8 protein-coding genes are annotated in these 15,651 nt (G+C 40.5%); all 8 read right to left on the reverse strand.

Going from position 1 to position 15,651, the window contains the following annotated elements; genetic code table 11:
• Positions 1-17: 17 nt before the first annotated feature.
• Positions 18-1,343 carry an NAD(P)/FAD-dependent oxidoreductase gene (locus J8L98_RS10995; protein WP_210996447.1) on the reverse strand — a complete coding sequence of 442 codons (1,326 nt, stop codon included), beginning with the start codon at positions 1,341-1,343 and terminating at the stop codon, positions 18-20.
• Positions 1,344-2,120, reverse strand: a complete 777-nt coding sequence (locus J8L98_RS11000; protein ID WP_210996448.1) for a DUF6875 domain-containing protein — start codon at positions 2,118-2,120, stop codon at positions 1,344-1,346. It lies immediately after the preceding gene.
• Between the two features lie 134 nt (positions 2,121-2,254).
• Positions 2,255-3,238 carry a hypothetical protein gene (locus J8L98_RS11005; RefSeq protein WP_210996449.1) on the reverse strand — a complete coding sequence of 328 codons (984 nt, stop codon included), beginning with the start codon at positions 3,236-3,238 and terminating at the stop codon, positions 2,255-2,257.
• Between the two features lie 1,137 nt (positions 3,239-4,375).
• A complete protein-coding gene (locus J8L98_RS11010; protein ID WP_210996450.1) occupies positions 4,376-5,197 on the reverse strand; it encodes a hypothetical protein in 822 nt (273 codons plus the stop codon).
• A 12-nt stretch (positions 5,198-5,209) separates the two neighbouring features.
• A complete protein-coding gene (locus J8L98_RS11015) occupies positions 5,210-5,992 on the reverse strand; it encodes a thioesterase (protein ID WP_210996451.1) in 783 nt (260 codons plus the stop codon).
• 68 nt (positions 5,993-6,060) lie between these two features.
• On the reverse strand, positions 6,061-11,331 hold the full coding sequence (locus J8L98_RS11020; protein ID WP_210996452.1) for a non-ribosomal peptide synthetase: 5,271 nt from the start codon (positions 11,329-11,331) through the stop codon (positions 6,061-6,063).
• A 228-nt stretch (positions 11,332-11,559) separates the two neighbouring features.
• On the reverse strand, positions 11,560-13,275 hold the full coding sequence (locus J8L98_RS11025) for a cyclic peptide export ABC transporter (RefSeq protein ID WP_210996453.1): 1,716 nt from the start codon (positions 13,273-13,275) through the stop codon (positions 11,560-11,562).
• A gap of 9 nt (positions 13,276-13,284) precedes the next feature.
• On the reverse strand, positions 13,285-15,651 hold the full coding sequence (locus J8L98_RS11030; protein ID WP_210996454.1) for a penicillin acylase family protein: 2,367 nt from the start codon (positions 15,649-15,651) through the stop codon (positions 13,285-13,287).

Consider the following 15,651-nt stretch of genomic DNA (forward strand, 5'->3'; position numbering starts at 1 on the left):
AGGTACTTTTAGTTGATTTAAATTAGAGAGAAAATCAGACTAAATAAAACCATAGTAGTTGCAACTGCTATACATGCTGCTACTGAGTTTATTATCCTGTTTTGTTTTATTGAGCGTACTAACGCCTGCTTATATGGCACAGTTGTGTGCGCAATCATGGTGTACATTGGTAGCCAATGTTCAGGGAATAATTTATTTAGAATTAGATCTAACTTCTTGCGCATTAAGAAGATAGGAGACTTTACTTTATCTTTTAGTTCAGTAAAGTTTTCTTTCGATAGCTGAGCTAACACATCCGTATGCGGACGTCTTAAAGATTCATAGCCTTTAAATGCGTTAGAAAGGTCAAATTGAGTTGCTTGGAGTGAGTCTAGCAACACACAGCAATCTTCAAATGCAGAGTTCATTCCTTGGCCATAGAATGGGTATTGTGCATGACAGGCATCACCGACTAACACCATCCAATCTTTGTAATACCACTGACTCGTTTTTGTGGTGATTAATGAGCCTACTGCATTACGTTCCCACTCTTCAACTAAGCTTGGTAACATACTCACTAGGTCACAGAAATGCGTATTAAAGAAGTTTTCCACTTCTTTCTTTGTAGACACCTTTTCAAAACTAAATTCACCAACAAATGGCATAAAAACAGATAAAGTGTGCGTACCGTCAAGATTAGGGTGAGAGACAATCAAGCCATGTTCTCTAGGCCAAATATGCAGTGCATCTAATTGAATGAGCGAAGTGCTATCATCTTTGGCCGGTAGAGAGAGTTCTTTGTAACCCCACTCTAAAAACTCTTGCTGATAACTCGCTCGCTCACCTCTTTGCATCTCTTTACGTACGTTTGAAAAGGCCCCGTCAGCACCAATCACCCATTTGTGTTTAATGACTTTGATTTGGCTGTCTAATTCTATTTCAATCGTTCTTGCATCTTTATTGGCTTTTACAAACCGGTGATTAAAATGCAATGTAACCTTTTCGGACTGATCTGCCTTGTCCAATAACAATCGATTTAACTCATTGCGATCAATGGAATGTAAAACCTGCTTGCTGTTATTACCATATGCCTGAAATATGGCTTCCCCATCAGGGCTATGAATCACCCGGCCTTTCATCACAACAGCACGCTCTAGCACCGTATCGAGCAGGCCTACTCGTTTAAGAGCTTCCATACCACGCTTCGACAAACCAAGGTTAATCGAACGTCCAGCCTCCTCACGATTTATCCTTGGGTCTGATCTTTTTTCATAGACATCAACCTCTAAGCCTTGCTGCGCTAGAGACAGTGCCAATAAAGAACCAGATAATCCCCCACCCACAATAGCAATACGGTCACTCATTTAGTATTCCTTCTTTGAAGCACACAAACCCATTGCATGTTTACAAGTTTGGCTTTCCATTACTTCTGCAAACTTAGTTGACATTGAAGCATCGAGTTCTATTTCTAAACTAATTAGCATATCTAAGGATTTTGTGAACTGAACATCGTTTAATTCACCTTTGAGGTTTCGTAGATAAGAACGCAAGAACAATATACGTTCTTCAATTAAATATTTTGGAGACATCATAAACGGCAGATCCGAATCTACCATATGCCTGATAGCTAACAGAGGTACTGGACTGCGCAACGGTTTGAAATTTGGATTTCTCAGCCCAGAGCCTTCGTTTTTGGAGTGAAACTCACCCAACATTAGCCCTTGTTCAACAAAATATGGTTTTAACGCATTTTGTACTTCATCCACTAAATGGGTTTGATCTCGTCCTAACGATGTAAACACGACAATAAACGCATTATTCAAATTTCTATTTTGATTACTTCCGCTTTTTTGCACGAATAAATCACCAAACTCTTTGATGATTTTTGACATGCTGCATGTATCCAACAGCTCCTGCTCTATTTTGGCAAGATAAATTGAATTCGATTTAAGAGAAAATGGTACAAATGGGCAAACAGCACCACTTCTGCCTAAATCTTTATGGGGCTTTGCTAAATACTCATGAACCCAATCGACTACCTGAACTATTTTCGGGTCATCCAAATGACTCTGATCTAAATTTTCGATGGCAACGAGTTGATGTTTTTGATGTGGTTTTATTATTATATTGTCGTCTAACATAATGTTTAATTTTCCTTATCAATTATACCCTCCAAGTCCAGTTAGAAAATACAATTGGCGTAAATGAAGAACTACAGACAATACCCGCTTATAAAGCTAAAGAGAGGCGACTGTAGTTTTGATTTACATAGCAACTACGCAAACGCAACGGCTATATTTCTCTTACCTGAACTAGGCTCGTAATTATTTGATGAATGCGTCCATGTCATGTTGTTTTGAATCACAAAATCACCTGGCTTTAAGTCAATCGTCAATTTGCTTGAAAACAATTGAGAGAAGTCTAAACCAGAACGATAGACCCGCTTTTCTCTTACTGGATCCATCTGCTCGCTCTTCATGTCGCTCGGAGGGTAGCGGAATAGTCCCCACTGTTTTAAGAGTCTCAGGTATTCATCAAACGCATCGAAGTCAACACCTGCCATATTTGCCCAGTAGGTATGTACATCTTTAGATAGGATTTTCGAGTAAGACTTTCTTGCTTGAGCTAATGCGTCATAAAACTTAGCATCAGTACCTGGAATTGAGTGCTCTTCTAGGACTATATCTGACTCTAATAACACATCTTTTTCAGGATCAATAGATAACATTGCTCGTGCTTTAGCAATTTCATTCGTCGTTAGCTTTTTATCCCCATACTTGATCCTAACACCTCGTTCTTTAAGAAACTCCCAGCAAGGTGAATTGGGGTCAAGATGTAGTAGGATCGTTTCCCCACCAATCACATCATTTTCGTGACAGTAAAATGAAGCCAGTTGCATGTCGGAAAATCGGGAGCTTTCGCAGTGAGGTGGAATAACTTGATAATCAGTTCGAGGGTTGGAAGTCATAAAGTATTTACCAACGTTATCTCTTATTTCCCTAAGAGTGGCAAAACCAGACTGTAATTTAAGTTGATCACCTAATTCGAATTTTTTAGCGATAGTAAGCATTAACTCATCAGCTTGTTCTTTATCTACATTCCTTATTATGACTACTGAATCATTTTGCAGTGAAGTACAGACATCTTCTACTTTAAAATCATCGCTCTTATATTCGACCAACTTACTTCTGTCTTCAAGAATATCTCTTTCATTCTGACTTTTCCCATTTTCCATAATATGAAGGCTATCTTTTTGCAAACCAATACTCTCTTGTTATAAATTATTCTGGCAAGCAGTAGCATTTTAGAATCCATTAAAAAATCCGTGCTAGCTGTAGTTGCAGTAAGCAATTTCTCCTACCGAATTAAGTCAGATATGAAGTGACTACTTACTCAAGCCAGATACTTATTATTATTGTGCAACATTACACAATGAAGTGGGCATCGTTAAACGATACCTGCCGACACCAGCTATATTCGACATTTTAAAGCCGAAAGTATAATTTTATGCAATGCTTATCTATACATAAAAAAATATTATTAATTTAATACTACACGGTAAGAAACTGTAAATAAAGACTAATTTTTCAATAGGCAAATCTCAAAAAACACGATACGGGAATTTCAAGTTTTACGAAATACGCAATACTTTAAGATTACTACTACATACGCGGGCCACCCCTTAATTGCTATAATACGTATCCCTCTTTTGATTATTAACAAATAAAAAATAATAAAAATAGACCCATTACGTCATATATTGGATCTATAAAGCGTTTTTAAAGCCATTTCTTTGTTACATTTTCCCGATAATATAAGCGGCAAACAAGCTTAGTTTAATGGCCTTATAGATAGCCAGTCGTGATTTTTGACAAAAACATGGTAAAAAAGGCTGAGCCAAACGTTCCATTACTAGAAACGCGCATTAATAATAATATTATTTTTAAATCGGTACTCTAAAGAGAGCATCGTGTTGTGAATTGAATACATTTGAAATAACGCGGTGCAGAAAACCATAAGCTCAAACATATATCTAAATAAAAAATGTGAGGACAGCATCGTAGTTACATGAGTTTCTTTTTTACTTCTATGTACTGTATGATAGCAGCAGTGATTAGCCTCACCGACCGCTATACTCGTATTTCTATAAGCAGCATTGTAATTTAATATCAAATATACTTGGTCGCTGCTCTAAGCGTAATAGCAGCTTTTCGTCTGTACTTCGCTATGGGTTGCAATACTTTAAATGTCATTCTCAATGGCCCTGAACTATGTAACCACAATTTAGTATGATGTGTTCTTTTGGTGTAATGAAGCACGCCTTAAACATGCTCGCACCGTAAAAGCGCCAAGGAACGCAAATTTTATATGATTAACCCACCTTGAAAATATAACACTATGCAAATAAGAGCATATTTGCCGAATGTTCAGTGCTTGCATTTTGATTTAAGTGTGTAGGTTGCCAATATAGCGCTTTTTCATACCCTAAGTACTGACTCAATAATCGACCGCTTTGCTCACTGAACAAATACTCCAGTTCCAATGTCAGGCCATTCTGTTGATTAATATATCGTTGTGCGCTTAGGTGATAGCTCGTGATATATTGTGCAATACAGAACCTAGTTAACTCGTCTTTATACTGCTTATCATCGTAATTCATAACATGATGTGATTTTAATAAAGTGGGGTAACAAGGGTCCCAAGGGTCTTGGGACCAACCTCGACCAGCATGATCTATCCAATGATTAAATGGCGTAGAGCGTTCATTCTTAAGTTTCACGAATGATTCAAGTGTCGCCTTATACCCGCGTTTCAAAAATATCACCTTGATACTGCCTAGAGCATTTTCAACTGTATCTAAGTGAGGCAGCCACCAATGGGATACATCTCCAACATAGGCGTAATACCTGCGTGCAATTCGCATAAATTCTATATGAAACTCAACTCTTTTATCGCAGTCATTCCAGTGTATTAAAGGCGGCCTTTCATGACTCATTAAGCTATCAGGTAGAGCCATTTTCAACGCACCTGCGATGCTGGTTGAACCACACCGCCCAGTCCCAATGACAATTACAATCTGTCCTAATGTTTTACGTTTAGGGAGAGTATTCGCAAGGTATGCTTCGAACTTTGCTAAAAATGGGTCTTCACGTCCCAAAGTAGGATGCCCCTCTGCCAATGAACCAAGATATTGATTAATCTCTTGCTGAGTTAACAAAGCGAATTCCTTTTAAATTGTGATCATATCCAAATGGTGGCCAATATGGCGTGTTAATTGTTGCAAGTCGTGATTAAAATAAAAATGATCACCTTTGAGCACGTTAACATCGGGTACTGACGTGGTGTACTGCTGCCATTCATTCAAACGATGAACATCGACAAAAGGGTCACTATCTCCAGAGAAAACAACAACTTTTTGCTCAAGCAGCAGATCGGCTTTGCATTCAAAGGTTTCACCCACACTAAAGTCTGCTCTTATGGACGGTAACACAAGCTCCATAAGCTCTTCATTTTCCCATAGAATTTCAGGCGTACCGTTATATTGCTTTAAGCGTTCAATCAACGCTTCTTTGGGTAATTTATGTATCCCTTCTTGCTGTTCGATATGCGGCGCATTTTTTGCGGATAACATGACCAATTTCGGTATCGGTAAACACCTTCTTTGTAACTCACGAGCCAATTCGAACGCTACCAAAGCCCCATTACTATGGCCAAAAAATGCAAATGGCACATCAAGTAATCCAGAGATTTCGTCCACAAGCTCATTAATTAAACTATCCATATGCCTGTGTGCTGGCTCCATTAGTCTGCAACCACGCCCAGGCGGTTCAATACCAATTACTTCCCAAGAGATGGGTAAATGCGCTTGCCAACTTTTATATAACGTTGCACTACCGCCTGAATAGGGAAAACAAAAAAGTCGCATCGGCGCATAGGCGTTGTTGGACTTCCTAACTAACCAGCGGCTGCACTTTTTATGATTCTGTTGAGGTCTATTGAATACTGGTTGCATTATTTTTTCTTATAAAAAAACTTAAAAACATGATGCCTACGCAAGTAAGCATCACAAACGGTTGTGGATTATCGCTTTCCTTTATTTATTCTACGTAGCGAGTTCTTCCTTTTATCTGCTCGTGATTGTGCAGCGCTATTCTGATCTATTTGAACTTCCGATGCTAAATGAGCAGCTAACTTACGAATGCTACTGTGCTTATACAGATCTGTTAATGCTATTGATTTATCAGACAACTCTTGCTGAAGCCTTGCATACATTTTGGTTAACAACACAGAGTTGCCCCCTAATTCAAAGAAGCCATCATTCACATCAACTGCCGACTCTTCAACTTGGTTGACTTGTGCCCACACTCTCAGTAAAAGTTGCTCATAGTGATTACTCGGCTTTTCAACCTGTCGTTTTAAGTCTCCAACAGAACTCACTTTCGGTAGTTTGCTTCTATCAATCTTACCAAGCTCAGTTACAGGCATCTCGTCAACTCTGACAATAAACGCAGGCTGCATATAATTTGGCAAAAGCTGTTGTAAAAATTGCTTAAGCTCAAGCTCAATATTTACCTTATTAGCCACCACGTAGCCAACTAATGCCATCTCTTCATTTGCTAATATATCTACTTTAACAACGGCTTGTACGATGTCAGGGTGACTTAATAGTGACGCTTCCACTTCGGCAATATCAATTCTATGGCCACGAATATTGACCTGCGTTCCTGCACGACCAATGACTCTTAAATCGCCGTTCATATCTATCATCGCCATATCCCCAGTACGATACCAGGTTTGAGAACCGCCACATGCCAGCTGAACGAACTGCTCGCGGGTCAACTCCTCGGCCATGAAGTATCCGCCTGACAAGTTGGCACCACTCACATAAAGCTCTCCTAAAACACCTCTAGGTAATGGATGCTTACCCTCTGCATCCGTAATAAGTAACTGCGTGTTATATAGCGGCTGACCGACTTGGACATTGGCATTTTGGGGCACATACTCCTGCGGCACTTTGAAATAACTGACATCAGAGCTTATTTCTGTAGACCCATAAAAATAAGTGAGCTGCAATGATGGTTGATGTTGCTGAATTGACTTAACTAACTCGCCTTTTAACACATCTGCACCAATAAACCAGTGTTTAAGAGTTGTTATTGTTCTGAATATATCCCCATGCGTTCTTAAAATCATTTCCAACAGCGAAGGTGAGGAGGCTGTAAAAGTAACGCCTCTTTGCACTATGGCATCCAGCAATAGCTTTGGTTGATTCAGCGCTTGTGCATTCGCAAAAGTGAGTGTTGCACCACAGCTCAAAGCAAATATTAACTCTCGCTCGCCACGTACATAGTTCATGGGGGTACAGTGTAATAACTTATCTTCCACTGTGAGTGAGAATTCATCTCGCATCCACACAGTGCGATTGATTAAACCACGATGTAAGCCTTTTACCGCTTTTGGCTGACCGGTAGACCCTGACGTAAACAATAGATAAGCAACATCTTCGTCACATATTTTGCTATTAACATTGTCACATGAGTATTGTGACAACGAAAGTTCACCGACGCTGATCTGCCGATATTCAGAGGCCCACTCCAGTACTTGATCATTCGTTAAAACGCATGTTGGTTTACAAGTGCTAAGCATATATTTACGGCGTTCCATCGGTATGGATGGATCAAAAAATAGCGCTGTGGCACCTGCTTTTAGCACCGCCAAGAAAGCAACAACCATATCAATATCGCGCGGGAAATATAACGCCAATATATCCCCTTTGCAGACGCCTTGAGCAATGAGATAGTGACTTAGTTGGTTTGCCTTGTCATTTAAACAACCATACGAAATTTGTTGCTGCTCCTGTTGAACAGCTATCTGCATTGGATTAGCCACTGCTTGTTGTTCAAATAATTGATGTACACCTTGTACATCATGCGTTCTTTGTTGGCCGCTTTCTAAAGCCGGCTCAACCACATTATGAAAGTCACTAGACAGTAACGGTACTTCGCTCAACTTCACGTTGATATTGGAAGTACAGTAGTTAAGCATAGACTGGTATAAAGTGGCTAACATCTCAATACGTTCCTTACTGAATAAGGATGTATTGTAATTAATCGATACATTCAACTGGCCATCAACCTCGCAGACCGTAAATAGTAAGTCTGTTTGTGCCATATCATTCTCTAAGGGGTATGGACAAAGGTTGAAATTACCAAATTGCAGATTACCACGCCCACTGACAAATGCTTCAGCCCCTTTGAGGGTATGCGCTTTATGCAATACAAAGCGAACATTAGGGAATAGCTGATCAGCCGACCTATCCAACGGTTCACAAAACGACTCCATCATGCGAGAAGTTGTAACATGGCGGTGAGTTAACAGTTCCTTCATCAGTGCTGTTAACTCTGCTACGTAGGCCGTAAACGTTTGCTCAGCTTCATAGTTAAACGGTACAAGTTTAACGTCGACAAAACAGCCAATCACATTCTCGCTTTCAACCCCTTGACGCCTTGAAACAGGAGTTCCCAAGACAAACTTGTCTGCATGCGTATATTTGTGCATCAGCAGTTGAAAAATAGCCAATAAGTAATTAAAGAAGGTCGTACCTTTTGTTTGGCAATATGTATTTATCGCTACTAAATCAATATCTTCCAGTTTGAAATGCGCAGTTTTTCCTTGAAAGTTAAAATTTGCAGGTCGAGCAAAATCTACAGGTAAAGGCACAGAATTTAGCTTACCACCGACTTTACTTGTCCAGATTGGAAAATCAGTTGCATTTGGTAGTCCTTGATCGTGCCAATGTTCTTGAGATAACATCAATTCGTTGTATTGTATTGTGTTACTCTCAAGCCCTGCATTCTCATAAAGCTCAAGTAGCTCTTTGATCAACACAAGTACTGACCAAAAGTCCCCAGCAATATGATGTAATACACAATGGAGTAAAGAGCTATGATTAGAATTTAAAAAGCAATGGATTCTAAGTACAGGCTCACAGGCTAAATTAAATGGCTTTCTGGCTTCCTCACGCACCGTACTTTTCAGCGCATCTTCATCCCAAGTCGTGGCATCGGTGACGGTTAAAGGAAGATGGTCATCTATGATACGTTCAACAGGCTGACCGTCTACTTCAGGATAAGTGGCATTGAGAATACGGTGTCTCTTTAGTAAAGCCGCAACAGCATTACGCAGCCGTGTTGGGTCTATCCCTGTGTTGATCTCAAACGGAACAGAAATATTGTAAATGCCCTCTTGTTCATGGATATGTTGCAATTTCCAAAAGTTGAGCTGGCTATCAGTTAATTGGTGGACTTTGTCAAAGAGTTGAACCTGCTTAGAGTGTACTCGCTGAGGCTGGTTAATCAACATTTGTTCGCACTCTTGTATTGTAATGCCGTACAAAATGTCCGTTAGCTGTAAAGACAACCCTAGCTGCTTTTCAAATTGCCCTTGTAGCTGAACCGCGGTAATAGAGTCAACACCTAGGCTACTGATACTCATAGTGTGATCGAGTGCCTTCGGGCTGATATCCAAAACCTGCGCCAATATTGAAATTATCCGTTGAAGTATGTCAGATTGATCTTGATTGGCTGGCACCTGCTCAGAAACAGATTCAACACTGCTCTGCCTGTCTCGATAAATATATTCAATATCATCAGCTAAGTATCTTTTTTTACATTCACGGCGGCGAATTTTGCCACTCGACGTTTTCAATACTCTATTTGGTCGCGTCAATACAACATCATGTAGACTCAATCCACAAGCTCGACGAATCGCAAGTTTTATACGCTGTACACAGGCTTCTTTATCTAATTTGCGAAGCTCCGTACGTTTTATTTCATTTACCAGTACTAATTGTTCAGTACCATCGATATTAACGCTGAAGCAGGCGCCACTTGAGATATTAAGTTCTCGTACTGCTTGCTGAACAGCAAACTCAATATCTTGAGGGTAATAGTTTTTACCTCGGATAATAATCAAATCTTTCAAGCGCCCTGTGATAAAGAGCTGTCCTCGCAAAACGAAGCCCAAATCACCGGTTCGCATATATGCTTCAGAGCTTTCCGCTAATTTAGCGTTATATGCCTGCTCGTTCAATTCGCTGCGATTCCAATACCCTAGTGTCGTGCTATCTCCTCTTAGCCAAATTTCGCCAACACTTCCTTCCGTGCATAGCTGCTGTGTTTGATAATTAACCACGCAGGCCTCTGAATCTAAGATAGAACCACAGCCAACAACCGTCACCGCATCAGGTGAATCACTAGACACTTCTACTGCTTGATTATTTTTAAGCGCATTTACACACACCGTCACTTCTATCGGTAACGCTGAAGCCTCCCCACCAGTTGTTAATAAGGTAGACTCAGCAAGCCCATAGCAAGGGTAAAACGCCCGTGGAGAAAATCCACATTCCGCAAAAGCTTCGCTAAATAGTGCCAAAGTTTTAGGATTGATTGGCTCAGCACCATTAAATGCTACTTTCCAAGATGATAAGTCTAAACTTTGCTTCTGTTGCTCTGTGATACGCTCAGCACAAACTTGGTAAGCAAAGTTTGGTCCACCACTTGTGGAGATTTTCCGGCTCGAGATTAATTCCAACCAACGAATTGGGTTTTGTAAAAAAGCGGCTGGTGACATAAGCACAGCACTAGTGCCTAAGTAAATTGGTTGCAAAATATTACCGATCAAGCCCATATCATGATATTGCGGTAACCATCCAGCAACAGTGGTAGAGCTGTCATGAGCAAACTTTTCTTTAATGAACTGTTGATTCGCTAGCAAGTTCCCATGACTTACCATCACACCTTTTGGATCACCTGTAGAGCCTGAGGTGTACTGTAGGAATGCCAGTTCGTTCAAACTACTTTGAACCGCTTGAACATCAACCCAATCTGTTCGCAAGCCTTCATCAATGTCAAAGTTTCTGTTCACGAACCAGCTTTCTTCTGATAACCATTTATTTGCTTGTTCTTGATTATGCTTATCTAAGACAAACATTGACGCACCAGAGTCTTTGGCTATCGTAGAGAGTTTCATCCAATCTTCTTTACGGCCACTTGGTGGATAAACTGGCACAGCCACTAGACCAACATACAAACAAGCAAAAAACGCTTGAATAAATTCCAGGCCAGGCTGAAACATCAATACAACGCGATCGCCTTTTTGTGTCCGCTCACTAAGAAATTGAGCAATATTTTTTATGTTGTTATTCAACTGTGCATAGTTTAGTAGCTCTACTTGGCCATTATCTTTAACAAACTCATATGCTAGCGTTGAAGGGGTTGCTATCGCATGCAAGCTTACATAATCATAAATCGTTGTTGGGACGTAAGCACATGGAGTGTCATCGGTATGCATGATAGTTATTTCCTTAACTTCTTATATTGCTCAAAGAGCCATGCAGCAGGTTTCATTGATGAAAAGTGACACATCAAGAACACCACTACATAAACAGCTTGGTTTCAAATTTTATATAACCATTGAACTTCAATGGATTAGTATTTTCTCAATATTAACATATTGATAAACTATTAAAGTAAAAAAGAGCGTTGCACCAATCTCAAAGACAAACAACACTCCTCATATTTAGCTCACTGCTTCTGGTTCCATGTCTGGCATCGTATTAGATAGGTTAATCAATTGCCCGTCTTCCATCCTTATCAGCTGATCGGCGATATCGAAGTACTTATCGTCATGACTAACAATGACAACGATTTTCCCCATATTCTTCAGTTCAGGAAGGATCTCCGTATAAAAGTACTTTCTGAAATATGGATCTTGATCAGCTGCCCACTCATCAAACAAGCATATTTTCCGATCTTCCAAAAAGCAGTTTATTAGGGCGAGCCTTTTCTTTTGTCCATCAGAGAGCTTTATCGTTGAGTAGCACCCATTCTCGATGGAAACTTTATCTTTGAGCCCTAATTTATCTAAATAATATTGTGCTCGCTTAAGATGTTCATCTGACGCTATAAACAAACGCTGAAATAAATAGAAATCTGTGAATACCGTACTAATATGACTTCGCGCCGTATCTATATTTTGGGCATCCACTTTGGTCTTTCCAAAATAGATAGCACCACCACTTGGACGATATTGACACGATATCACTTTTGATATGGTTGATTTACCAGATCCATTGCCGCCTGTGATCACCGCAATTTCACCCGCTTTCAAGGTCACATTGACAGGGCCAACTTGAAATCCATCTTGATCGCCATAACGATAGCCAACTTTATCAAGTGTGATACTGTCAAACTCTTCAATATTTGGCTTTAGCCCTTGTGCTTCTAACGGCATTTCTTTAAGTAAATGTTGTAATTTCCTTAACGAAACCATTCCCACCGTCAGCGGCGTGATCAGGTTCATAATTGAGTTAAGCGGCGCGGACAAGTATAAAATTGCCATCACCGTACTGATTAAACTTTCATTAGACAATGCAATTTGGTCAGCTAGGATAAACGTTGCAAAGGCTATGATCAGAAAGTTAATCATACCTCCAGCGTTGTTAGCAGCAATGATAAGCGCCTGGCCTTTTACCTGCTTATTAACAAAGTTACTCTCAAAAACTTCACTGTTAAGCCTTTCTAGTTCCAGTCTTTTTTCTCTGTTTAATTTAAGCTCTTTGTGTCCTGCATGGGTGGCCGTGAAGTTGCTCTGAATATGATCAAACGTATCGCGAGAACGATTCAAAAAAGATTGACCAATAAAAGTGGGAATGCGGTATAAAATAATGCCGCCTATCACAACACTGGTAACTAGCCAAAATACACGAATATCCAAAAATGCTAGGAACATCATAATCCCTAACACAGATGCAAGGTTAATCAGTATTTGCGGGTATACCGCTGCACCATTCATGATCCTAGGCAAGTCAAATGTAAAGGCCACGGTTAGACGATCATGGCCAATTCGTTCAAGCGCATCTAAAGGTAGTTGATTAATACGAGTAACAATATACTGCCTCAAGTAGCTCGATGAGCGAATCACTATCTTATTGAAAATCATTTGAGAGGTTGTTCTTAGCGCGAGAATAACAGCACACAACCCCAAAAACGCGTAAAAGAATTCTGGCTGATTCACTTCAGCTGCCCAGAGGACAAGCGGTTCATTTTTTTCAAATGTGACAAACAATGATTCTTGCTGATTAATTGACATCATGATCAGCGGGATCACCAGTGCATAGAAAATCCCAGCCAGTGCGCCCAGCGTAATCGTTAAAAAAACTCGTTTAGGGTAAAGTGAGGACATTAGATAGAACATGCCACTCAATTTACTTTCCGTGATATTTATTTTATTCATAAGGTGTATTTATTTTTCTCTGGCTGAAAAGGGCACTAACGTACCGCTATTATGCAAACGCACAAAGTCATCATAGTGCTCACTTAATAGATGACCAGATTGACCTGCGTCTATAGAAAACAGTCCCTCTAAAGGTTCTTGCATATCTATAACTTGCTTATAACTGGCACCGAGTGATTTCACATACCCAATGCCCTTTTGATAGCGTCCTTGGGAGACATTTACACTATAAACACTACCATCTGCTGAGTCTGAAACATTAAAGACTCGCTGCAAAAATTCATGTTGACCAAATCCTAAGTGAGGCAACTCCACTTTGTGTATATCCCCCCAATGCCAAGAGTCAACATTTTCACTACCAAAGTGCAAATGCAAATCTTTAAACGCTTTATTTAAAGCCTGTAGTGCGATATCTTCACAGTTTTCATTATTCGTCGTACGAATATCATCACACCAAGGGTGATTCATGTCTGACATGATACTTTGCATCAGTAATGGACGAGGGCGCTGCACAGCGGCACTGAGGATGCTCTCATTTTGGCTAAATGTGAGATCTGGTTGTAGGTCATCTTCGAAAACTAACTGAGTAAAAGCATCATACCAAGCGCGAAATATCGTTGCAGACACAGACTGAAGTGACGCCTCTAAGTCCCACTCCTTGAGGTGTGCTAACAACGCCTGCTGCTGCGGTGTTTTACCTGATAGCGTATTCAAAAATAACTGTGCTTTTTCCCCTAGAGGGCTGTAGGTATCTGTTTGCATGGCGGCCATGAACGCCTTATCCATCTTCTGATCCATCGATATTTTATTTGTGATCATATCTGTAATGCGATCAGCACGATAAGCAGGTTGCCAGTTATTGGATAAAACATTAGGGTACTCATTACTGTGTATTTGATTATTTGCAGAAACAACAAATCCTTGTGCAGGGTTATAAGTCTTTGGCAATTGCTGAAAAGGAATATACCCCTGCCATTGATGCGCATCAGACACATCATTGATAAATCGGCTATCATAATCACGTGCAGGTATATTTCCCGCCACCGTCATCCCAATATTCCCATTAATATCCGAGTACACAAAGTTCAATGCTGGTGCATGAAACTGACTAAGCGCTTGATTGAAACTAGACCAGTTTGTCGCTTTATTTAGCGCTAATAATGCCTCTAAAGTAGTATCTTCTGCGTCAAGTGCACTCCAGCGCAACGCTAACGTACTTCCATCATTATGAATAAAGTCACTGATAATAGGGCCATGACGGCTTTCTCTTACAGTCCAACTGACAGGTGCAATTTTTGGGCGTAAAAAACTTGGAAAAGGAGAAGCTATAGAAACCGTTTCTGTTCGCGTATCAAAAGCAGTCCATTGACCACCTACCTTGTATTGCATGGGATTAGTTTGGTCAACTTCCTCTCTAAATAGATCTTGCACGTCCGCTGCGAGGTTGGTTCCCGCCCATGCAATGTGCTCATTATTACCAAAAACAATGACAGGGATCCCAGGTAATGACGCTCCCTGCACCATCAAATCACCACCTTTTAACGATGCTAAATAAAAATGAGATGGCAAACTCAAACCTAGGTGCGGATCGCCAGCCAAAAGTGGCTTCCCTGACAAACTATACGCTCCCGAGATAGCCCAAGCATTGCTACCAACACCTTCTTTACCCCACCCAGATGTTGTAAAGACTTCATCCACACTGCTTAATAACACGTTGATTGCTTGCTCGTAATGTGCGCTATTACCTGCACTTTGCAGCGCATCAAATCCCAATAACTGCGCGAATTTTCTATCACCAAGATGTTGCAGTAATACCTCATTGCTCAGTTCATCGCGAAAGTTAGCCCCCAAATCCAAGGCCATCAGCTTGACGAGCATAATCGCATCGGCAGGCTCACACTTCATCGGCGTTATATCCAGCATGTAAAACTCTGGTGGCAATAAGTTATCCGTTTCGATCCAAGCGTTCACCCCATCACAATAGGCAGATAAAACCTCTTTGGTACTATCTGCCAACGTTTGATACGCCTGTACACTGACTTTTTCTATCCCTAATGTGCGAATAAACCGGTCTGAGTTTAACGCGCTTTGTCCCAATACTTCACTTAATTTACCCTTAGCCAATCGTTTATTGAACTCCATTTGCCACAAACGATCCTGTGCATGGGCATAGCCCAAACCATAGTAAGCACCGAGCTCGGCGTTAGCAGAAATATTGGTGACTCCCATTGGAGTTCGCGCAAGCTCGATAGTCTGAGTTTGAGAATACACTAAGTTGGTTATGGCTTTCGGTAGCGTTTGCAAATACATCAACCAACCAGCACTTAGCAGTATAACCAAGGGGATAACGAGCCATACAATGAACAACCACAGCAT

Origin of the sequence: Pseudoalteromonas sp. MMG013, from assembly GCF_018100885.1 — a bacterium.
Lineage (GTDB): Bacteria > Pseudomonadota > Gammaproteobacteria > Enterobacterales > Alteromonadaceae > Pseudoalteromonas > Pseudoalteromonas aurantia.